Consider the following 22,097-nt stretch of genomic DNA (forward strand, 5'->3'; position numbering starts at 1 on the left):
TGCCCGCGGCCGCAAGGCCGCTTGAAAGGCCAAATCAGCCCGCCTAACTTGCCGGCCAAAACGAGGAAACACGATGGCTCACGAAACCGCAACGCTCGCCGCCTATGTCTTCAATCTGAAATACCAGGATATTCCGGCGGAGGTGCTGGATCGCGCCAAGGTGCTGACGCTGGACTTCCTCGGCAGCGCGATCCGGGCACGGCGCGAGGCGGAATCGACCCCGTCGATGCTGAAAATGCTGGAGGCGCTGGCACTCGACACCAAGGGCGAATCCACCGTGTTCGGCGACAGCAAGACCTGGACGCCGGCGGTCGCAGCCCTGCTCAACGGCGCGCTCGGCCATTCCCTCGATTTCGACGACACCCACGCCGATTCCTCGCTGCATCCGAGCGCGCCGGTGGTCCCGGCCGCCTTCGCCGTCGGCGAGATGGTCGGCGCGTCGGGCCGCGACGTGCTGACCGCGATCGTCGCGGGCTATGAGGTCTGCTGCCGGCTCGGCAACGCGCTCGACCCGACCTCGCATTATGCGCGCGGCTTCCACCCGACCGCGACCGCCGGCACCTATGGCGCCGCCGCGGCGGCCGGCAAGCTGTTCGGCCTCAGCGAGAAGCAGCTCATCGCTGCGTTCGGCGTCTCCGGCAGCCAGGCCGCGGGCTCGCTGCAATTTCTTGTCAACGGCGCCTGGAACAAGCGCTACCAGGTCGGCGCCGCCGCGATGAACGGCGTGATCGCCGCGACGCTGGCGCGCAACGATTTCGTCGGCGCGACGGAATCGGTCGAGGGCAAGCACGGCCTGCTCGCCGGCTACACCGACGCCGCGCATCCGGACAAGGCGGTGGCCGAGCTTGGCAAGACCTACGAGACCATGAAGATCGGCGTGAAGCCGTATCCGAGCTGCCGCTACACCCATGCCGCGATCGACGCGCTGATCGCGATGCGGCGCGAGCACAATCTGACGCCTGACCAGGTCAAGCGCGTCGAGATCGGCCTGCATCGCAACGGCATCACCTTGACCGGCGATGCCGCGACCAAGCGGCATCCGCGCTCGATCGTCGGCGGCCAGTTCTCGATGTTCTTCACCGGCGCGCTCGCACTCGACCAAGGCTCGTTCGGCTGGGACGATTACAACCGTCTGGGCGATGCCGCGATCGACGCCCTCGCCGACAAGTTCGACGTGGTGCAGGACGACCGGCTCGAGATCGGCCGCACCCATCCGTTCGGCGCCCGAGTCAGCATCACCACCGACGACGGTGTGCACGAGCGGCTCTATGCGGATCCCTCGGGCGAGCCGACCTCGTTCCCGGATACGCAGGCGATGCAGCAGAAATTCCTGACGCTGGCGCGCCCCGTGCTGAACGCGCGCGCGGAGAAATTCGCGGACGCGATCATGACGCTGGAGCGGTTCGACCGCGTCGCGCAGGCGACGGAATTGGGGAGGTAGTGGATCTCTTCGCCTCTCCCCGCTTGCGGCGAGAGGCCGGAATCCGAGCGCCGCTTGGATTCCGGGTGCGGGGGACTCTCCGCGAGTCCAACTTTCACCTCCCTTGCGGAGACTCCCCCTCACCCCAACCCTCTCCCCGCAAGCGGGGAGAGGGAGAAGGGACGGGGCGCGTTGCCGCCACCACATCGCGCACGAGGTCGAACACGCCGTCCGCTTCGGGCGGCCCATTCGGCGATCGTCCCATGCGCACGATCACCAGCTGCTCCGACGGGATCACGATGGTATATTGCCCGATCGTGCCCTTGGCGAAGAAGGCATCGCGCGGCCAGCCATGGGTGACGCGGAAGTTCGCACCCAAGCTGTCGCCCTGGTTGGTCCAGAAGCCGGCGCCGATGCCGACCCAGGCATTTGGCGTGGCCGTCGCCGAATAATTCACCCAGCCTTCCGGCAAGATGCGTTTGCCGCCGGCGACGCCGTCATTGAGATAGAGCTGGCCGAAGCGCGCCCAGTCGCGCGCGGATGCGAGCATCTCGCTCGACCCTTCGATCGTGCCCGAGCCATCGAGCTGAAGCGTGACTTGGCGCATGCCGAGCGGGGCGAACAATTCGCGGCGCGCAAAGCGGAGCGCGCCTTCCGCTGTGCCGCCGGCCGCATCGCGGATCAGATGCGAGAGGATGAGAAGGTTGCCGTCGTGATAATTCCACGCCGTACCTGGCGCGGTGGCGAGCGGGATGCTCTCGGCATAGGCCGCCATGTCCGATTCCATGAACTTCATCCGGTTGACCGGCTCGAAGGCGGAGCCGAGCGAGGCCTGCAGCGAGCTGCCGAGCGCAAGGCCGGCGGTGTGGCGCAGCAGCTGATCGACCGAGATGGCGTGGCGCGGATCATCGGCATCTTTCCAGGCCGCGACCGGCGCGGGCCCGTCGAGCTTCAGCTTGCCCTGGCGCACCAGCACGCCGATCAGGGCCGAGATAACCGATTTCGTCATGGAGAAGCCGAGCAGCGGCGTCTCCGGTCCAATGCCGTCCGCATAACGCTCCGCGATGACGCGGCCCGACTTCATCACGACCAAAGCGCGGGTGCGCCGGTAAGGCGGCTGCACGGGCTCGGTGAAGGCGCGGTCGAGCGCGGCGGCAAGCAAGGGGCTTTGCGGCGGCACGATCGCTGGGCCGGCGATCTCGGGCAGCAGCGCGGGCTGCCTGTCGGTCGCGGGCGGCTCGACGGGAGCAATTCCAGCGCCATGGTCGAGCGTGCAGCCGAGCCCCTCGCGATAGACGGCGTGGCTGCGGCCGATGCCGAACAACGTCACCGTGACATCCCTGCGGACGCGGTCGACCCGGTAGTCCATCGCCCAGGTGATCAGGCCGGTCCCGGGCATGGCATCGTTGGTCTCGGCAAAGTTGCGCTCCGGATCGAGTCCGGAGACGAACGTCTCCGCGCAGAGGATGTCGGCGACGAAGCCGGTGGCGACCTTCGGGACATCGCGGGCCCGCGCGGCGCCGAGCGCGATACCGGCAGCGGCGATGGTGGTGGCGAGGAGGACGATCTTGCGGCGGCGGGTCACAGGCTTTCTCTCCGGCTTGGGGGCATGCAGGGAAGAAGCCGGAGCCGGCTGAGGCGCGCTCGCCGAATTTGGAAAATGGCCTGCCGGGAACTGTATCGCGGCTCGCCGATTCTGAAATTACTTCGATATTTAAATAACCTATGAATCAGATCGCATTTACCTTCAGCCGCCGATATTCCGTCGGCGTCACGCCCGTGACCGCCTTGAAGGCGCGGTTGAACGGACCGAGCGACTGGAAGCCGGTGTCCATGGCGATGGTGATGACGGGGACCTCGGCCTGGGCGGGATCGGCGAGCGCGGCCTTGGCCTCCTCGATGCGGTGATTGTTCAGGAACACATTGAAGTTGCGGTAGCCGAGGCGCTGATTGATCAGCCGGCGCAGCCGGTATTCCGGGATCTTCAGCCGCCCTGCCAACACGCCGATGGTGATATTCTCCTGGCGATAGACCCGCTCGTCCGCCATCAGCCGCATCAGGGCATCGATCAGCTTCTGGTCGGCGGATTCATCGACCGGTGCGGGCCGGGCCAGAATCGCCGGCGCGGCCGCCGACGCCGGAAACAGATCGGCGCCATCGACGCGCATCATCGCACAGGCAATGGCCGCGACGACGCAGGCAAGCACGCCCGTATTGATCGTGTCGGCGACACCGCCGACCTCGCTGCCGGCGACGGCAATCTGGAGAACCGCATTCAACCCGCCATAGAGCGCGGCTGCGCAGACGATGAAGACGCGAACGCGCCGGCGGCGCTCGACCAGATCAGCCGGCCACGAGGCGATCGTCTGCCCGATCGCAACCGCGATGAAACCGAGGACGAGCAGATTGACTGCGGTCACGGAGAATCGCGCGTAGCCGCCCGGCGCGATCCAGACGCAGCCCGCGAAGCTGAAGGCCGTCACCAGCGCCCAGACCAATCCGTGCCACCTGCGCAGGCGAAATTCGTCGTCGAACAGCGCGCGCGTGAACAACCAGAATACCACGATGTTGCCGGTCGACAGCGCGATCAGCGGCGCGTGCCAGCCCGCAACCAGGGAAGAGACGCCAACCGAATAGCTCGCCGCATGCGCGGCCGAGCCGAGTGCGAAGGCCGCGCCGAGCCGGGCTGCGAGCACGTTGCGGAAGTCGGAGAGCAATGACGCCGCCAGCACCAGCAGCAGCGCGACGCTGGCGGCGCGAAAGGCGAGCTCGGTTGCGGCAAGGGTCATCGGGTGGTGCGATCGGTCGCGTTTGAAGGCCGCCAAACATCGTTGGTTGCGCCAGGTTTTTCAAGGACCATCCGCATGCCACGCCTAGAGTCACCTCCAGCGCTGTCATCCCCCGGCCTGACCGGGCGATCCAGTAATCCGAGACGGCAGTGATGAATCGAGAGGCTGCGACGTACTGGGTCGCCCGCCTTCGCGGGCGATGACAGCGGAGTATGAGGCCTCATTGCGACACGACGTCTTGTCCGGGCTTTGTCGCGACGACGCCGCAGATTCCTGCTAGGCTCGCGTCCAAGAAAGTCAAAAAGGAGTCCACCATGAGCTGGCAGCCCTCTAACGATCCCGTGCTCGGCGATCCCATGTCCTGCGATGCGCTCGATCTCGTCATCGTGCCGCGCACGCGCGATCTCGGCGACGGCTTCGCGGTCCGGCGCGCGCTGCCGCACGGCAAGCGGCAGATGGTCGGGCCGTTCATCTTCTTCGACCATTTCGGGCCGGTGCAGTTCGTCTCCGGCAAGGGCATGGACGTGCGGCCGCATCCGCATATCGGCCTTGCCACCGTCACCTACCTGTTCGACGGCGCGATCATGCATCGCGACAGCGAGGGCAATGTCCAGGAGATCGCGCCCGGCGCGATGAACCTGATGACCGCCGGACGCGGCATCGCGCATTCCGAGCGCACGCCGGATGCGCAGCGCGCCTCGGGCCAGAAGATGCTGGGCCTGCAGAGCTGGATCGCGCTGCCGGCCGGGTCGGAAGAGATCGCGCCGTCGTTCCAGCACTACGGCGCGGGCGATCTGCCCATGATCTCGGAACGCGATTTCACCGCACGCGTGATCGCGGGCTCCGCCTTCGGCATTGCCTCGCCGGTGTCGATGGTCTCGCCCTGGTTCTACACCGAGGTCACGGCCGCGCAAGGCGCCAGCGTGCCGCTCGACCCCGACCACGAGGAGCGCGCGATCTATGTCGTCGATGGCGAGGTCGAGATCGCGAACGAGCGCTATGAGGGGCCGCGGCTCCTGATCTTCCGGCCCGGCGACCGCATCACCGTGAAGGCGCTCAAGGCGACGCGGATGATGTTTCTCGGCGGCGATGCGCTGGAAGGCCCGCGCCACATCTGGTGGAATTTCGTCTCCTCCAGCAAGGAGCGGATCGAGCAGGCCAAGCAGGACTGGAAAACCGGCCGCTTCGCCGCAGTTCCGCAGGAACACGAGTTCATTCCGCTGCCGGAATAGGCTAATCGGGTTTCCGGCTGCGCCATCCGGCGCGGCCGGTTCATTGCCTGAAGGCCCTGCCTGCGAAAGCCATACCGATGTCCACCATGCTCTCCAGCGACCTGCCCCTGCCCAAGATCGGACGCGGCAAGGTGCGCGATATCTACGCCGTCGACGACGACCGCCTGCTGCTCGTCACCACCGACCGCATCAGCGCCTTCGACGTGGTGATGGGCGAGACCATCCCGATGAAGGGCGCGGTGCTGACGCAGATCAGCGCGTTCTGGTTCAACGAGCTCGAGGGCGTGGTGCCGCATCACATGATCAGCGCCGACACCGACGAGATCGTCGCCGCCGTGCCGGCGCTGAAACCGCACCGCGCCGAGATTCTCGGCCGCGCCATGCTGTGCAAGCGCACCACCGTGTTCCCGATCGAATGCGTGATCCGCGGTTATCTCTCAGGCTCGGCCTGGAAGGAGTACGCGGCCAGCGGTACGCTCGCCGGCGAGAAGCTGAAGGCCGGCCTGGTCGAGAGCGAGAAGCTGGAGCCGGCGATCTTCAGTCCGGCGACCAAGGCTGAGACCGGCCACGACGAGAACATCACCATCGCCAAGATGCGCGCGGTGGTCGGCGACGGGGTCGCCTACACGCTGGAGAGCATGACGCGCGCGATCTACACGCTGGGCGAGGAGCTGGCGCGCGAGCAGGGCATCATCATCGCCGACACCAAGTTCGAGTTCGGCCGCGACAAGGACGGCCGCATCATCCTGATCGACGAAGTCATGACGCCGGATTCGTCGCGCTTCTGGGCGGTCGATTCCTACAAGCCCGGCCAGCCGCAGGCGAGCTTCGACAAGCAACCCTTGCGCGACTATCTCGACGTCGAGCGCCGCGCCGGCCGTTGGAACGGCGACGCCCCGCCGCCGCCGCTGCCGGCGAGCGTGGTGGAAGCGACGAGCAAGCGGTATCTGGAAGCTTATCGGCGCGTGACGGGGACGGAGCTGAAGATTTAGGCTGATATGCTGCCGCCGCGCGCTCCGTCATTGCGAGGAGCTCTTGCGACGAAGCAATCCAGTCTGGCTGTGCGGAAAGATTCTGGATTGCTTTGCTTCGCTTCGCTCGCAATGACGTGGAGAGAGAACGGCGGCCTCACACCCCAGCCATCATCACGTATTTGATCTCGACATATTCTTCCATGCCGTGGCGGGATCCTTCACGGCCGAGGCCGCTTTCCTTGACGCCGCCGAAGGGCGCGACTTCGGTGGTGATCAGGCCGGTGTTGACGCCGACCATGCCTGACTCCAGCGCCTCGGCGACGCGCCAGACGCGGCCGAGATCGCGGGAGTAGAAATACGAGGCCAGGCCGAACGGCGAGGCATTGCACATCGCGATGACGTCGGCCTCGTCCTTGAAGCGGATCACCGCCGCGAGCGGACCGAAGGTTTCCTCCTGCGACACAAGTGAATCCGGCTTGACCTCGGCCAGCACCGTCGGCTCGAAGAACGAGCGGCCGAGCTCGCTGCGCTTGCCGCCGGTCACGACCTTGGCGCCGCGCTTCACGGCGTCGGCGATGTGGCGCTCGACCTTGTCGACCGCCTTCATGTTGATCAGCGGGCCCTGCGTGACACCGCTCTCGGTGCCATCGCCGATCTTCATCGCCGCGACCTTTGCCGACAGCTTCTTCACGAACTCGTCGTAGATCTTGTCCTGGGCGTAGATGCGGTTGGCGCAGACGCAGGTCTGGCCCATGTTGCGGTATTTCGAGACGATCGCCCCCTCGACCGCGGCGTCGATGTCGGCGTCGTCGAACACCACGAAGGGTGCGTTGCCGCCGAGCTCGAGGCCGAGCCGCTTCACGCCGACGGAAGCCTGCTGGTAGAGGATCTTGCCGACCGCGGTCGAGCCGGTGAAGCCGACGAAGCGCACCGCCGGATGCTCGCACAGCACCTTGCCGATCGGCGGCGCATCGCCGGTGACGATGTTGAGCACACCCTTGGGGATGCCGGCCTTCTCGGCCAGCACGGCCAGTGCCAGCGCCGACAGCGGCGTCTCGTTGGCAGGCTTGAGCACCACGGTGCAGCCGGCCGCGAGCGCCGGCGACACCTTGCGCGTGATCATCGAGTTCGGGAAATTCCATGGCGTGATGGCGCCGCAGACGCCGATCGGCTGCTTGATCGCGAGCAGCCGCGCATCGGGCCGCTGCGTCGGAATGGTCTCGCCATAGACGCGCCTCGCCTCCTCGGCGAAGAACTCGATATAGGCAGCGCCGATATCGACCTCGCCGAGCGCCTCCGAGAGCGGCTTGCCCTGCTCCGAGGTGAGGATCAGCGCGAGGTCCTCGCGGTTGGCGACGATCAGCTCGAACCATTTGCGCAGGATGTTGGAGCGCTGCTTGGCGGTGTGCTTGGCCCAAGCCGGAAAGGCGCGCTGAGCGGCTTCAACCGCCTTGGTGGTTTCGTCCGCGCCGAGCTGCGGGACTTTCGCCAGCTCGACGCCGGTCGCGGGATTGTTGACGGCAAACACCGGCGTGCCGACCCAGGCGCCGTCGATGTAGCAGGCCTCCTTCAGGAGCGCGGGGTCCTTCAACCGGTCGCGCAGGGTGGCGGTGGCTTGCGGGGCGCGTGCGGCGGCGGTCGGTGTCATGGCGTACTCCCTGAGGGCGATCGGATTGGCACGGAATATAGGGGCAAGCGGTGCCCGATGCACCGCCACGCAACGCACATCTGATGGCAATTAAGCTGGGAGCGCTGTCCCTTCACCTCTCTCTGGGAAAGGTGTGACACCGCCGCGGAGAGGATCAGGCCGCACCGCTCATATAGGTTTCGCGCCGGCCGATCATGCGCTCGGCCGCGGCCTTGGCGTCAGCCTTCGAGGAGGTCGCGCAGGTCCGGTACTCGAGATCGGGCACGTCCGACGCGTTGCGACGTCCGAACCACGATTTCGAGCCGACCGGCAGCAGCGCCAGGGATTGCGCCAGATTGTCGACTGCGCCGAAGGAATAGAGCGCGCCGGTGCCGGCGACACGGACCTCGTAAATGCCAGGCGAGATCGGCGCCTCCAAATTGTCGCCCCGTCCGGGACGGGGATAGCGCTTCCATTCGCTCCAGGTCGAAATCATCTGAGGTCCCCCCGCGGCCGCTTCAGGGCCGCCAATTTGCATCAAGTCTTAACGTCGCCGGCCGATTGGCCGCGTGCTGAAACGCCGCAACGCACAAAATGTTTCAAGTGCTTCAAACAGGTGAAACATATCGCCTGAGCCCATCCACGGTCACTGCGACGTGCGGCCATCCACCGAAGATTGTGCCGGCGTGTCGCGTTCAGCCCTCTGTCGTCCTGCGTGGGGCACGGACCGTCAAGTCACGACATCGCGACCGCCGCGGGCATCCCGACTCGCTTGCCGCGCGGAGCGTGCGGGAGGACAATCGGTTGCTACCAACAATAATCAAATCCGAGGAAACGCCATGCAAAGCAAAGCTGAGATCGATGGGATTCTGCGTCAGAAGAGCGAGGCCAAGGAGATCCCCGGCGTCGTCGCGATCGCCGCGAGCGGTAACGACGTGCTGTATCAGGGCGCGTTCGGCAAGCGCGACCTGTCCAAGCCCGATCCGATGACCGCCGACAGCGTGTTCTGGATTGCATCGATGACGAAGGCGGTGACGAGCGCAGGCGCGATGCAGCTGGTCGAGCAAAGCAAGCTGTCGCTGGATGCGCCGATCGGTGAGGTATTGCCCGATCTCGCCAATCCGCAAGTGCTTGAAGGCTTCGATGCCAAGGGCGAGGCGAAGCTGCGGCCGGCCAAGCGGCCGATCACGCTGCGCCAGCTCATGACCCACACTGCCGGCTTCTGCTACAACATGTGGAACGGCGATCTCGCGGTCTATCTGGACAAGCACGGCATTCCCGCCATCACCACCTGCCAGAACGCGGCGCTGAAGACCCCGATCATGACCGATCCCGGCACGCGCTGGGAGTACGGCACCAACATCGATTTCGTCGGCAAGGCGGTGGAAGCCGTCAGCGGCAAGGGGCTGGACGCTTACTTGCGCGACAATCTGTTCAACCCGCTCGGCATGAGCGACACGGCGTTCAAGATCACCGAGAGCATGCGCAAGCGCCTCGTCGGCATGCATGCGCGCGGCGAGGACGGCCAGCTCGCATCGATTCCGTTCGAGCTCGAGCAGGAGCCGGAATTCCATATGGGTGGCGGCGGCCTCTATTCGACCGCGGCCGACTACATCAAGTTCACCCAGATGATCCTCAACAAGGGACGCGGCAACGGCAACCAGGTGCTGAAGGCCGAGACCGTCGCGACGATGGGGCAGAACCACATCGGCGATCTCGCCATGGGCAAGATGACGACATCGGCGCCGATGTACACCAACGACGTCGACCTCTATCCGGAGCAGGTGAAGAAGTGGGGCCTCAGCTTCATGATCAACACCGCCAAGACCGCGGAAGGCCGCAGCGCAGGCAGCCTCGCCTGGGCGGGCCTCGCCAACACCTATTACTGGATTGATCCTGCGCGCGACGTCACCGGCGTGATCCTGATGCAGCTGCTCCCGTTCGCCGACGCGAAATGCCTGGAGGCGTTCGCGGGATTCGAGCGCGGGGTTTATGCCGGGCTCGATGCGGGCAGCGGGCAGAAGGCGGCGTGAGGGGCGCGGCTCCCACCCCGCGTCATGGCCGGGCTTGTCCCGGCCATCCACGTGCAGCCGCAGGCACAAAGACGTGGATGCCCGGGCCTTCGCCGCGCCGAAGCGGCTTCGGCCGCGCAGGCGGGTCAAGCCCGGGCATGACGAGTGAGAGACTATGCTGGGCATTTTGACGGGAGGATTTCGACTTGGCTGACAATTTGGCTGACAAAGCGGACAGTTACGTTTGCGGCATCTCGGACACGCCGCTGCTCGGCGACACCATCGGTCGCAGCCTCGACCGTGCGGTACGGCGCTGGGGCAACCGCGAGGCGCTGGTCTCGCCCAGCCACGGCGTCAGATGGACCTGGAGAGAATTCGCCGAGCGGGTCGACGCGCTCGCCGCGGGCTTTCTCGCGCTCGGGCTCGAACGCGGCGAGCGGATCGGCATCTGGTCGCTGAACCGGCCAGAATGGACGCTGACCCAGTTCGCCGCCGCCAAGGCCGGCCTGATCCTGGTGACGATCAATCCTGCCTACCGCCTCAGCGAACTTGAATTCGCGCTCAAGAAGGTCGGCTGCGCGGCGATCGTCACCGCCACCGCGTTCAAGACCAGCAATTACATGGAGATGCTCAACGCTCTGCTGCCGGAGCTGGCGGGTGCCACGCCCGGACAATTGCAAGCGGCGCGATTGCCGGCCTTGCGGATGGTGATCCAGATCGGCGCCCCGGCGGCCTCAGGCACGATCCCGTTCGACGAGGTCGCGGGGATGGGTGGGGCCGCGCATCGCGAACGGCTTGCCAAGCTCGGCGCTGCGCTGCAATTCGACGACCCCGTCAACATCCAGTTCACCAGCGGCACCACGGGATCACCGAAAGGCGTGACGCTGACCCACCACAACATCCTCAACAACGGCTATTTCACGGGACGCGCGATGCGCCTGACCGAACAGGATCGCATCTGCATTCCGGTGCCGCTCTATCATTGCTTCGGCATGGTGATGGGTAACCTTGCCTCGGTCACGCTCGGCGCCACCATGGTTTACCCGGGCGAGGGCTTTGATCCGCTCGCGACGCTGCGCGCGGTCGAACAGGAGAAATGCACCGCGCTGTACGGCGTGCCGACCATGTTCATCGCCGAGCTCGATCACCCCGAGTTCAAGACGTTCAATTTGAAATCACTGCGCACCGGCATCATGGCCGGCGCGCCCTGCCCTATCGAGGTGATGAAGCGCGTCAACACCGAGATGAACATGCGCGAGGTCACCATTGCCTATGGCATGACCGAGACCAGCCCGGTCAGCTTCCAGAGCGCAACCGACGATCCGCTCGAGCGGCGCGTCTCCACCGTCGGCCGCATTCACCCGCATGTCGAGGTCAAGGTCGTCGATCTCGAAGGCAGGATCGTCAAGCGGGGCGAACGCGGCGAGCTCTGCACCCGCGGCTACAGCGTCATGCTGGGCTATTGGGAGGAAAAGGAAAAGACCGCCGACGTGCTCGACGCCAATGGCTGGATGCACACCGGTGATCTCGCCACCATCGACGACGAGGGCTATTGCAACATCGTGGGCCGTATCAAGGATCTGGTGATCCGCGGCGGCGAGAACCTCTATCCGCGCGAGATCGAGGAGTTTCTGTACCGTCACCCCAAGATCCAGGACGTGCAGATCTTCGGCGTGGCGGACATGCGCTACGGCGAGGAGCTCTGCGCCTGGATCCGCGTCAGGCCGGGCGAGACGCTAACGGCCGAGGAGGTGCGCGCCTTCTGCGACGGCCAGATCGCCCACAATAAGATCCCGCGCTACGTCGAGTTCGTCGACGAGTTTCCGATGACGGTGACGGGCAAGATCCAGAAATTCGTGATGCGCGATGCGGTGGAGCAGCGGCTGGGATTGAAGGCGGCGAAGACGGCGTGAGGGGCTTGCACTGCCTCCCCAATCACGCTGTCATTCGCCGCGAAAGCGGGGAATCCAGTACGCCGCGGCTTCCCGGCTGAACCACTGACGCCTCTGGAATACTGGGTCGCCCGGTCCCGGCTCCGCTAAGGCTACGCCGAGGCCCACACGAGCGCTCGGCACGCCGAAGCTTCAGCGAAGGCGGCAAGCCGGGCGACGACAGCGGAGAATGAGCTCGCAATGACAGGGAAAGAGACGCGCCCTAACCCGTCAGCCCGCGCTGGCCGGCCAGCTCCTTCAGCGACACCAGCGGACGGGCGCCGATGTGCTGGATGACTTCGGCGGCGGCGAGTGCGCCGAGCTCGCCGCACTGCTTGTAGGCGAGATTGCGCGCCAGGCCGAACAGGAAGCCGGCAGCGAACAGATCGCCGGCGCCGGTGGTGTCGACCACCTTGTCGACCGGGAAGGCCGGCGCGGCGACGGCATCTTCAGACGAGACCACCATGCAGCCCTTCTCGCTGCGGGTGACCACGCCGAGATTGACGTCGTTGCGCAGCTGCTTCAGCGCGGTGTCGAAGTCGGAGGTCATGTAGAGCGAATGCAGCTCGGATTCGTTGGCGAAGACGATGTCGACGGTACCGTTGCGCATCAATGAGACAAACTCGTCCCTATAGCGATCGACACAGAACGAATCCGACAGCGTCAGCGCCACCTTGCGCTTGGCATCGTGGGCGATCTTGGCCGCCTTGACGAAGGCCTCCTTGGCGTTCTTGGGGTCCCAGAGATAGCCCTCGAGATAGACGATGCCGGCGCCGGCGATCTCGGCCGGATCGATGTCGGCGGGCGACAGGTCCTGCGCCGCGCCGAGATAGGTGTTCATGGTGCGCTCGCCGTCATCCGTGACCAGGATGTAGGAGCAGCCGGTGGCGGGGCCGTCCGTCGCGGCGGGCGTGTTGAAGGCGACGCCGGCGGCGCGGATGTCGTGGACATAGAGCTTGCCGATCTGGTCGTCCTTGACCTTGCCGACATAGGCGGCGCGTGCCCCCAGGCTGCCGATGCCGACGATGGTGTTGGCCGCCGAGCCGCCGGAGACTTCCGTGGCCGGCCCCATGTCCTTGTAGATGGCCGCCGCCCGCGCCTCGTCGATCAGGGACATGCTGCCCTTGGTCATGCCGTGCTTGGCCAGAAAGGCCTCGTCGGTCCTGACCAGCACGTCGAACAGCGCGTTGCCGATGCCGAGAACGTCATATTTCACGTCAGCCATTCACCTTGATCCTGTTTGGCGGATTGCGATCCCTGCGGAAATCCGCTTCCTGTCAGCCTGAAATCCGGCTTGCGGCCTATCACGCCCGGCCGTGCGCGAGCAAGCAACGGGATGAATAAAGAGCAATGATCCGCTCCTTCCTGACCGTCTCGACGGGAACACTGGCCTCGCGGCTGCTGGGTTTTGCCCGCGATTCCATGATTGCCGCCCTGTTGGGCACCGGCGCCGTGGCGGACGCGTTCCTGGCGGCGTTCCAGCTCGTCAACGTGGTGCGCCGGCTGCTCAGCGAGGGGGCGCTGAACGCGGCGCTGATCCCGGCCTGGCTGCGCGTCCGCGACCGCGATGGCGCGAAGACCGCCGCCGCATTCGCAGGACGCGTGCTCGGCACGGTCAGCGCGGCCCTGGTCGCGATCTCGATCGTGATCGCGCTGGCGATGCCGCTGATCATCACGGTGATCGCGCCCGGCTTTCTCGGCAGCGCGACGCTCGATCTTGCCGTCGCCAACGCGCGGCTGATGCTGCCTTATCTCGCCTTCGCCGGTCCCGTCACGGTGCTGATGGGCCTGCTGAACGCGCAGGGGCGATTTGCCCTCACGGCCTTCTCGCCGCTGCTGTTCAACATCTCACTGATCGCTGCGATCGCGATGCTGCTCGCTTGGCATGCCGACGCGCGCGTCGCCGCCTGGCTGCTGGCGGCTACCGTCGGAATCGCCGGGCTGCTGCAGCTCTTGATGCTGCTGTCGCAGCGAAGCGCACGCCTCGCGATGCCGCTGCGCGTCAGCTTCGACAACGAGATGCGCGCTTTCTTCGCCAAGGCCGTCCCCGGCATGATCGCAAGCTCCGGGCCGCAATGGTTGATGGTGGCCGGCGCGATCATCGCATCCGCGACGCCGTCCGCGGTATCGTGGCTCTATTTCGCCAACCGCCTGATCGAGCTGCCGCTCGGCATCGTCGGCGTCGCCATGGGCACCGTGCTGGTGCCGGAGCTCACGCGCGCCGTCGCTGGCTCCGACCGGGAGGCGGTGGTGCATGCCGAATCGCGCGCGCTGGAGCTGGCGGCCGGGCTGGCGCTGCCGGCCACGCTCGGCCTGATCGTGCTGGCCGAGCCGATCGTGCGGCTGCTGTTCGAGCACGGCGCCTTCGGCACTGAGGACAGCATGGCGACCGCGCGAGCGCTGATGTGGCTGGCGCTGGGCCTGCCGGCCCACGTGCTGATCAAGGCCCTGTCGCCGGCCTTCTATGCCCGCAGCGACACGATGACGCCGCTTCTCGCCACGGCCCAGGGCTTTGCGGTCGCTGTCGTGCTTGCCGTGCTGCTCGGCCATTTTTTCGGCGCGAGCGGGATCGCGGCGAGCATCGCGGCCGGCGCCTGGAGCAGCGCGCTCTCGCTGCTCCGGAAAGGTGCGGCCGAGTTCGGCTTCTCGGTGGATGCGGCGGCCCGCAACCGGCTGCCGCGGATCGTGCTCGCCGCGGCTGCGATGGGCGCCCTGCTCTGGCTGACCACGGGCCTCGTGCCCTCGGAGGCCCACGGCCTCGTCCGCTTCGTCGTGCTGGGCCTGCAGATCGGGGCCGGCATCGCCGTCTATGGCGTGCTGCTGCAGATCCTCGGTGCCGCCTCCTGGCGCGAGGCGCTGAATGCATTGAAACGGCCCGCTCATTAGAGTGCGCGCCGACGGTTCTCCACCTCTCCCATCAGGAGAGGTGGAATTGCCCTTGACGGGGCAGCCCCGCTGTTGGAAACGACGGCCGAATACCTATGGGAAGGCTGACCATGCCATTCGTTGAACGGGTCTTTTCGGGCGTCCAGCCGACGGGCAATCTGCACCTCGGCAATTATCTCGGCGCGATCGTCAACTTCGTGAAGATGCAGGAAACCCACAGCTGCATCTATTGCGTCGTCGACATGCATGCGATCACGCAAGGCATCGACGTCTGGGGCGGCCCGGCCGAGCTCACGCGCAACACCCGCGAGGTCACAGCGGCGTTCATTGCAGCCGGCATCGATCCCAAGAAGCACATCGTGTTCAACCAGAGCCAGGTCTCCGGCCATGCCGAGCTCGCCTGGATCTTCAACTGCGTCGCGCGCATGGGCTGGCTCGGCCGCATGACCCAGTTCAAGGAGAAGGCCGGCAAGGACCGCGAGAACGCATCGGTCGGGCTGTTCGACTATCCCGTGCTGATGGCGGCCGACATCCTGCTCTACCGCGCCACCCACGTGCCGGTTGGCGAAGACCAGAAGCAGCATCTGGAGCTCTCGCGCGACATCGCGCAGAAGTTCAACAACGATTTCGGCGACTCGATCCGCAGCCACGGCGCCAATGACGGCCTGTTCTTCCCGCTGCCGGAACCCCTGATCACGGGCCCGGCAACGCGCGTGATGAGCCTGCGCGACGGCACCAAGAAGATGTCGAAGTCGGATGCCTCCGACAATTCCCGCATCAATCTGACTGACGACGCCGACACCATCGCGCAGAAGATCCGCAAGGCGAAGACCGATCCGGAGCCGCTGCCGACCGAGGAGAAGGGCCTGGAAGCCCGCCCCGAGGCCGACAATCTCGTCGGCATCTTCGCCGCGCTCTCCAGCCGCTCCAAGGCCGACGTGCTGCGCGAATTCGGAGGCGGCCAGTTCTCCAGCTTCAAGAACGCACTGGCGGAGCTGTGCGTCACCAAGCTGGCGCCGATCGCAGGCGAGATGAAACGCCTTGTCGCCGACCCCGGCCATATCGACGCGATCCTGAACGACGGCTCCGACCGGGCCCGCGCGATCGCCGACGAGACCATGAAGCTCTCGAAGGACATCGTCGGCTTCATCCGCCGCCGCTGAAGACGGTCGGCGCTCGAGCGCCGACCCGCATCTCCCCTCCCCAAGCTTGCGGGAGTGTGGCAGCATGCGCGCCATGCACTCGCCGGGACATGCATGACCAGCAAGCGACTTTGCTTCGAGCCGGGTCACAAGCCCAAATGCCTCGTCGTCGTCGACGACACCGCTGAATGGGATCGCGCGGTCTACTATGCCAGCCGCTGGGCGATCCGCGCCGGCGGCGGCGTGGTGATGCTGCGCATCGTCGAGCCCGAACAGCAGAGCCAGGAATGGCTGGGGGTCGCCGACATCATGCGCGCCGAGGCACAGGAAGCCGCCGAAGCCGCGCTCGACCGCGCCGCGGGCCGCGCCAACGGCATCGCCGCGATCACCCCGGAGCGGGTGATCCGCGAGGGCGCGCCGATGGAACAATTGCTCGCCGTGATCGACGAGGACCCCGACATCGCCATGCTGGTGCTCGCCGCCAATCCCGGAGCGGAGGGGCCAGGGCCGCTGGTCGCGTTGCTCGCGCACGCGGTGGGGACGTTCCCGATCCCCGTGACGATCATTTCCGGCGCGCTGAGCGACCAGAGCGTGGATTCGCTGTCGTAGATCATCCTTCCAACGGGTCACTCGTCATGCCCGGGCTTGTCCCGGGCATCCACGTTCCTGGTGTCGCGAAGCAAGGCGTGGATGGCCGGGTCAAGCCCGGCCATGACGGCGCGGAACCGTTGGACCACCCTAACCAACTGATATTCATAGACTAATATCCCACCTCCCCTTGATCGTGCGTTCGCCATCGCCATCTGCTAGGGAATGGAGCACGCGCCGGCCTTGAACCGGCGACGTCTGGAGAAAACCATGTTCATTCAAACCGAAGCCACCCCCAATCCCGCCACGCTGAAATTCATTCCCGGCCGCGTCGTCGTCGACGGTAGCCCGGTGGAGTTTGCGAGCCGCGAGGCCGCTACGCGCTCGCCGCTGGCCGAACGGCTGTTCGAGGTGCCCGGCGTCACCGGCGTGTTCTATGGATCGGATTTCATCACCGTGACCAAGGCGAGCGGTGAATGGCAGCAGCTCAAGCCCGCGATCCTCGGTGCCATCATGGAGCACTACATGTCCGGCGCGCCGCTGCTCGCAGACGGCGCGGCACAAAGCGATGCCGATCTCGACGACGAGGACGAGTTCTTCGACGAGGCCGATGCCGAAACGGTCGACATGATCAAGGATCTGATCGAGACCCGCGTGCGGCCGGCGGTCGCCAATGACGGCGGCGACATCACCTTCCGCGGCTTCAAGGACGGCATCGTCTATCTCAACATGAAGGGCGCCTGCTCCGGCTGCCCGTCATCGACCGCGACGCTCCAGCACGGCATCCAGAACCTGCTCAAGCACTTCGTGCCCGACGTGGTCGAAGTCCGGCCGATGTGACGACGAAGTCGTCATTCCGGGGCGGTCTGGAGGACCGAACCCGGAATCTCGAGATTCCGGGTCTGGTGCTAACGCACCATCCCGGAATGACGGTTGACGTAGGCGGCATATCGGGGGCCCTGCAAATCGTGCGAGACGAATGGCGGATGGGCGTGTGGTCCGCTAGACTACTCGCCATTCGCCACTCGCCATTCGCTTTTCCATGCTGATCCTCGCCATCGATACTGCGCTCGACGCCTGCTCCGTCGCCGTGCTCGACACCGAAGCGGCCGAGCTCCTTGCGCAGGAGCAGCTTCTGATGAAGCGCGGCCACGCCGAAGCCTTGATGCCGATGATCGCGCGCGTCATGCGGTCGGCCAATCTCGCCTTCACCGCGCTCGACCGCATCGCGGTCACCGTCGGTCCCGGAAGTTTCACCGGCCTGCGCGTCGGCATTTCGGCGGCGCGCGGCCTTGCGCTCGCGGCCGAGAAGCCCGCCGTCGGCCTCACCACCTTGTCGGCCTATGCCGCCGCGATCGTCGGCCAGAGCAAATCAGCGCCCGTGATCTCCGCGATCGACGCGCGCCACGACCACGTCTATTTCCAGATCGTCGCCGGCGACGGCAGCCAGTTGGTGCGGCCGCGCGTCGCTGCCATCGACGAGGCGATCGCGGCCTCGCAGTTCGGCGCGCCGCATCTGGTCGGCAATGCCGCAAACATCCTCGCCGAGCGCTGGCCGAAAGATGGCGAGCAGCCGGTCGCGGTCGACGCGCAAGCAGCGCCGGATATCGGCTGGGTCGCATGGCTCGGCGCCGCGGCCGATCCCGAGACAAATCCGGCGCGGCCGTTCTACCTGAAGGCACCCGACGCAAAGCCCGCCGCGCAACCGCCGTTCGCAGCACAAGCTGCAACCTCATGATGAGATGGCTGTCGCAATGGTGGCGCGGCGGCACCGCCGCCGTCGAGCCCGCATCCATGCGCGACGCCGCGCAGCTGGCGCAGCTGCATGGCGCCTCCTTCGCGCACGGCTGGGGCGAAGGCGAATTCGAGACCATGCTCAATGAGCGCAACACGCTGGTGCACCGCTTGCGCCTGGGACGCAGGACCATCGGCTTCGCGGTATCCCGGATCGGGGCGGACGAAGCGGAGATCCTCTCGATCGCGGTGGACGAGGCCTATCGCGGTCGCGGCCTCTCCCGCATGCTGCTGATGACCCATCTAGGCCACCTCGCCGGGCGCGGCGTCCGCACAATATTTCTCGAAGTCGAGGAAAACAACCAGCCGGCACGGCGGCTCTACGCCGGGTGCGGATTCATGGTGGTCGGGCGCCGCGAACGCTACTATAAGCAACCGAACGGGGAACAATTGAACGCCCTTCTGATGCGACGTGACTTGTCGTAACATCGGTGCCAGAAAGCGCCCCCGGCAGGCAGACAAACAATGACCGCACTGAAACCTTCTTCCGCATCCAAGGCGTCCGGCATCGAGGCGCGCTGTGCCGCCACCGGCATGCGCATGACCGAGCAGCGCCGCGTCATCGCCCGCGTGCTTGCGGAAGCGATCGACCACCCCGATGTCGAGGAACTGTACCGGCGCTGCGTCGCGGTCGACGACAAGATCTCGATCTCGACCGTGTATCGCACCGTCAAGCTGTTCGAGGATGCCGGCATCATCGAGCGCCATGACTTCCGCGAGGGCCGCGCGCGCTACGAGACGATGCGCGACAGCCATCACGACCACCTCATCAATCTGCGCGACGGCAAGGTGATCGAGTTCACCTCCGAGGAGATCGAGAAGCTGCAGGCGGAGATCGCCCGCAAGCTCGGCTACAAGCTGGTCGACCACCGGCTCGAACTCTATTGCGTCCCGCTCGACGACGACAAGCCGACCAGTTAGTGCCCTTGCGAATTCGGCACAGCGGCGACGTCGCTTCACCTCTCCCGGCGGGGAGAGGTGGCACCGTCCGCACCGCACCAAGTCGCCTCAACCTCACCGCCAACTGATGTCCATCGATCTCATCATCTTCGATTGCGACGGCGTGCTCGTGGACAGCGAGGTGATCTCCTGCCGCGCCCATGCCGACGTGCTGACGCGGCACGGCTATCCGATCACCTCGGAGCAGGTGCTGATCCGCTTCCTCGGCGTCTCCGAGAAAGACGCGCGGCGGATGGTCGAGCAGGAAATCGGCCGCAGCCTCCCGGACGACCTGGAGAGCCAGGTGAATGCGGCCACGCTGCAATTCTACGCCAGCGATTTGCAGCCGATCACCCACGTGGCCGCGGCGATCGCCGCGATCGATCTGCCGAAATGCGTCGCATCGAGCGGCACGCCGGAGAAGATCCATCACGGCCTGACATGCGCCGGGCTCTACGACCTGCTCGCCCCACACATCTTCTCGGCAAGCCAGGTCGCACGCGGCAAACCCGCGCCCGATCTGTTCCTGTTTGCCGCCGCGCAGATGAAAGTCGCGCCGGAGCGGTGCCTCGTGATCGAGGACAGCGTGCCCGGGGTGACCGGCGCGCACGCCGCCGGGATGACCGTGCTGGGCTTTCACGGCGGCGGTCACTGTCCGCCGGGTCACGCCGAAAGGCTACGTGCCGCAGGCGCCGCACTGACATTCGACGATATGCGGCAATTGCCGGAGCTGGTCCGGCGAAACGTCGGTATGGCTAAGCTTTGATCATGAGGAGCGTGTCGGCACCATGGACGAGCAACACCACATCGCTCTGATCGGCGCCGGCGACGACGAAAGGGCCGTGTTCACGGAGTACGAAATCGGTCCCGTCTGCAAGCTGACCTGCGCCTACCGCGGCAAGACGATCGAAGCCGAGGCCCCCGATTTCTTCGAGGCGCTCTGCCTGATCCGCCGTCAGCTTGAGCCCGAGGGCCTCATCCCGTTCTGCTACGGCGCCAGCCTCAACGTGTATCCGTCCGGAATGGCGAGGGACATGGGCGCGGGGCTCAAGGCATATCGGATGAAGAAAGGCGTCCATGCGCGCATGGCCGACCTCGTCGAAATCTTCACGTCTGGGCCCGATGTGATCCCGGCCTCGGTCGACGCGCAGGAAGCATTTTGGCGGGAATGGCTCGCCACTCCTCGCGTGTAGCGCGAAATCCACGCAAAGAGAGCCACTTTCGGGGTTTTGGAGCAAGATTCGGCTCCGCCCCCCTCTGGGAGTACCTAGAATGCCCCCTTGAGGCCCCATTCGCTGGATTTTCGCCCCTCCAGCCTATATTTGAGGGCCGTCCTCCACCGCCATTTTCGGGTTCCATGACGCCGCCGCGCAAGCTGCACATCAAATCATACGGCTGCCAGATGAACGTCTACGATGCCCAGCGCATGGTGGACACGCTGGCTCCGGAGGGATTCGTGGAGACCGCGAGCGCCGAGGAGGCCGATCTCGTCATCCTCAACACCTGCCATATCCGCGAAAAGGCGTCCGAGAAGGTCTATTCCGAGCTCGGGCGCCTGCGCGTCGCCAAGGACGAGGCCGCGCGTGGGGGCCGCGCGATGCAGATCGCGGTCGCCGGCTGCGTGGCGCAGGCCGAGGGCGAGGAGATCGTGCGCCGCGCGCCGGTCGTGGACGTCGTGGTGGGGCCGCAGAGCTATCATCATCTGCCGGAGCTCTTGAAGCGCGCCGGCAACGAAGGCCGTGCGATCGAGACCGAATTTCCGGCCGCGGACAAGTTCGGCTTCCTGGCCCAGCCCAGGCCCGATGCGATCCGGGCGCGCGGCATTTCGGCCTTCGTCACCGTGCAGGAAGGTTGCGACAAATTCTGCACCTTCTGCGTCGTGCCGTATACGCGGGGCTCGGAAGTCTCGCGCCCTGTCGCGAAGATCGTCGACGACGTGAAGCGGCTCGCCGACAACGGCGTGCGCGAGCTCACGCTGATCGGGCAGAACGTCAACGCCTATCACGGCGAGGGGCCTGACGGAAAAACCTGGTCGCTCGGCCGATTGCTCGAACATCTTGCGACCATTCCTGGCATCGCGCGGCTGCGCTACTCGACCAGCCATCCCCGCGACGTCGACGACAGCCTGATTGCGGCCCATCGCGATCTCGGTGCCCTGATGCCGTTCGTGCACCTGCCGGTGCAGTCGGGCTCGGACCGGATTCTGGCGGCCATGAACCGCAAACATACCGCCGATGATTACCTTGGGGTCATCGACCGTTTTCGCACCGCCCGCCAAGACATTGCTTTTTCATCAGATTTCATCGTCGGCTTCCCCGGCGAGAGCGAGCAAGATTTTCTCGCCACCCTCGCGCTTGTCACGCAAATCGGTTACGCTGCGGCTTATTCGTTCAAATACTCCGCCCGGCCGGGAACGCCGGCCGCGGACATGCAGGAGACGGTGTCCCCCGCCGAGATGGACCAGCGATTGGAGCGGCTCCAGGAACTGATCGACAGCCAGCAATCGGCCTTCAACAAGGCTGCGATTGGCTCAACGGTCGACGTGCTGTTCGAGCGTCCGGCGCGCAAGGAGGGCCAGATCGTCGGCCGCACCGCCTTCCTTCAGCCCGCCCATGTGATGGCCTCGCCCGACATCATCGGACAGATCCTGCCTGTGCGGATCGACAGCCTCGAGCGCTATAGCTTTCTCGGCGAGCTCGCCATTCCGCGCAACGCGGGCGAGCCCGCTTTATCGCAAGCCAGTGGAGCCTGAACCCTTGCCAA

Annotated in this window: 20 protein-coding genes; 15 read left to right on the forward strand and 5 right to left on the reverse strand. The window is 65.9% G+C overall.

Translation table 11 applies throughout. From position 1 onward, the window contains the following. Positions 1-73: 73 nt before the first annotated feature. Positions 74-1,441 carry an MmgE/PrpD family protein gene (locus E4K64_RS11115; RefSeq protein WP_135163546.1) on the forward strand — a complete coding sequence of 456 codons (1,368 nt, stop codon included), beginning with the start codon at positions 74-76 and terminating at the stop codon, positions 1,439-1,441. Between the two features lie 94 nt (positions 1,442-1,535). Here the strand turns inward: E4K64_RS11115 and E4K64_RS11120 are convergent, their stop codons facing one another. Together E4K64_RS11120 and E4K64_RS11125 are read right to left on the reverse strand one after the other, a co-directional pair. Next, a complete protein-coding gene (locus tag E4K64_RS11120; protein ID WP_135163547.1) occupies positions 1,536-3,005 on the reverse strand; it encodes a serine hydrolase domain-containing protein in 1,470 nt (489 codons plus the stop codon). Between the two features lie 145 nt (positions 3,006-3,150). Next, positions 3,151-4,209, reverse strand: a complete 1,059-nt coding sequence (locus E4K64_RS11125) for an AraC family transcriptional regulator (RefSeq protein WP_135163548.1) — start codon at positions 4,207-4,209, stop codon at positions 3,151-3,153. Positions 4,210-4,523: 314 nt separating this feature from the next. Here E4K64_RS11125 and E4K64_RS11130 point away from each other — a divergent pair, with 314 nt between their 5' ends. Together E4K64_RS11130 and E4K64_RS11135 are read left to right on the forward strand one after the other, a co-directional pair. Further along, positions 4,524-5,441 (forward strand): pirin family protein, encoded by a 918-nt coding sequence (locus E4K64_RS11130; RefSeq protein ID WP_135163549.1) that lies wholly within the window; start codon positions 4,524-4,526, stop codon positions 5,439-5,441. Between the two features lie 77 nt (positions 5,442-5,518). Beyond that, positions 5,519-6,433 carry a phosphoribosylaminoimidazolesuccinocarboxamide synthase gene (locus tag E4K64_RS11135; RefSeq protein ID WP_135163550.1) on the forward strand — a complete coding sequence of 305 codons (915 nt, stop codon included), beginning with the start codon at positions 5,519-5,521 and terminating at the stop codon, positions 6,431-6,433. Between the two features lie 136 nt (positions 6,434-6,569). Here the strand turns inward: E4K64_RS11135 and E4K64_RS11140 are convergent, their stop codons facing one another. Together E4K64_RS11140 and E4K64_RS11145 are read right to left on the reverse strand one after the other, a co-directional pair. Continuing rightward, positions 6,570-8,063, reverse strand: coding sequence for an NAD-dependent succinate-semialdehyde dehydrogenase (locus E4K64_RS11140; protein WP_135163551.1), 1,494 nt, complete (start codon positions 8,061-8,063; stop codon positions 6,570-6,572). Between the two features lie 154 nt (positions 8,064-8,217). Further along, the gene (locus E4K64_RS11145) at positions 8,218-8,538 is read right to left on the reverse strand and encodes a hypothetical protein (RefSeq protein ID WP_135163552.1); all 321 of its coding nucleotides are present in this window, start codon (positions 8,536-8,538) and stop codon (positions 8,218-8,220) included. Positions 8,539-8,881: 343 nt separating this feature from the next. Here E4K64_RS11145 and E4K64_RS11150 point away from each other — a divergent pair, with 343 nt between their 5' ends. Together E4K64_RS11150 and E4K64_RS11155 are read left to right on the forward strand one after the other, a co-directional pair. Beyond that, positions 8,882-10,075 carry a serine hydrolase domain-containing protein gene (locus E4K64_RS11150; protein ID WP_135163553.1) on the forward strand — a complete coding sequence of 398 codons (1,194 nt, stop codon included), beginning with the start codon at positions 8,882-8,884 and terminating at the stop codon, positions 10,073-10,075. Between the two features lie 197 nt (positions 10,076-10,272). Next, complete coding sequence (locus E4K64_RS11155) at positions 10,273-11,967, forward strand: AMP-binding protein (protein WP_135163631.1); 1,695 nt, start codon at positions 10,273-10,275, stop codon at positions 11,965-11,967. A gap of 241 nt (positions 11,968-12,208) precedes the next feature. Here E4K64_RS11155 and E4K64_RS11160 read toward each other — a convergent pair whose 3' ends face one another. After that, positions 12,209-13,210: an adenosine kinase gene (locus tag E4K64_RS11160; RefSeq protein ID WP_135163554.1), complete on the reverse strand. Its 1,002-nt coding sequence runs from the start codon at positions 13,208-13,210 to the stop codon at positions 12,209-12,211. A gap of 125 nt (positions 13,211-13,335) precedes the next feature. On the opposite strand from E4K64_RS11160, the gene murJ reads away from it, so the two are divergent. The 10 genes from murJ (at position 13,336) to miaB (ending at position 22,086) form a co-directional block, all read left to right on the forward strand. Further along, positions 13,336-14,871, forward strand: coding sequence for a murein biosynthesis integral membrane protein MurJ (gene murJ, locus E4K64_RS11165; RefSeq protein WP_135163555.1), 1,536 nt, complete (start codon positions 13,336-13,338; stop codon positions 14,869-14,871). A gap of 110 nt (positions 14,872-14,981) precedes the next feature. Then, on the forward strand, positions 14,982-16,034 hold the full coding sequence (gene trpS, locus E4K64_RS11170; protein ID WP_135163556.1) for a tryptophan--tRNA ligase: 1,053 nt from the start codon (positions 14,982-14,984) through the stop codon (positions 16,032-16,034). Between the two features lie 93 nt (positions 16,035-16,127). Continuing rightward, positions 16,128-16,622: a universal stress protein gene (locus tag E4K64_RS11175; RefSeq protein ID WP_164718524.1), complete on the forward strand. Its 495-nt coding sequence runs from the start codon at positions 16,128-16,130 to the stop codon at positions 16,620-16,622. Positions 16,623-16,871: 249 nt separating this feature from the next. Beyond that, positions 16,872-17,441 (forward strand): NifU family protein, encoded by a 570-nt coding sequence (locus E4K64_RS11180; RefSeq protein WP_135163557.1) that lies wholly within the window; start codon positions 16,872-16,874, stop codon positions 17,439-17,441. 202 nt (positions 17,442-17,643) lie between these two features. Further along, a complete protein-coding gene (tsaB, locus tag E4K64_RS11185) occupies positions 17,644-18,339 on the forward strand; it encodes a tRNA (adenosine(37)-N6)-threonylcarbamoyltransferase complex dimerization subunit type 1 TsaB (protein WP_135163558.1) in 696 nt (231 codons plus the stop codon). Beyond that, entirely contained in the window at positions 18,336-18,821 is a 486-nt protein-coding gene (gene rimI / locus E4K64_RS11190; protein WP_135163559.1) for a ribosomal protein S18-alanine N-acetyltransferase, read from the forward strand. The genes tsaB and rimI overlap by 4 nt, the downstream gene beginning before the upstream one ends. 39 nt (positions 18,822-18,860) lie before the next feature. Continuing rightward, positions 18,861-19,316 carry a Fur family transcriptional regulator gene (locus E4K64_RS11195; RefSeq protein ID WP_126257018.1) on the forward strand — a complete coding sequence of 152 codons (456 nt, stop codon included), beginning with the start codon at positions 18,861-18,863 and terminating at the stop codon, positions 19,314-19,316. Between the two features lie 106 nt (positions 19,317-19,422). Next, positions 19,423-20,100: an HAD family hydrolase gene (locus tag E4K64_RS11200; protein WP_135163560.1), complete on the forward strand. Its 678-nt coding sequence runs from the start codon at positions 19,423-19,425 to the stop codon at positions 20,098-20,100. A 22-nt stretch (positions 20,101-20,122) separates the two neighbouring features. Beyond that, positions 20,123-20,527, forward strand: a complete 405-nt coding sequence (locus tag E4K64_RS11205; protein WP_135163561.1) for a hypothetical protein — start codon at positions 20,123-20,125, stop codon at positions 20,525-20,527. A 164-nt stretch (positions 20,528-20,691) separates the two neighbouring features. Continuing rightward, complete coding sequence (miaB, locus tag E4K64_RS11210) at positions 20,692-22,086, forward strand: tRNA (N6-isopentenyl adenosine(37)-C2)-methylthiotransferase MiaB (RefSeq protein WP_135163562.1); 1,395 nt, start codon at positions 20,692-20,694, stop codon at positions 22,084-22,086. Positions 22,087-22,097 lie beyond the last annotated feature (11 nt).

This window comes from Bradyrhizobium frederickii, assembly GCF_004570865.1.
Lineage (GTDB): Bacteria > Pseudomonadota > Alphaproteobacteria > Rhizobiales > Xanthobacteraceae > Bradyrhizobium > Bradyrhizobium frederickii.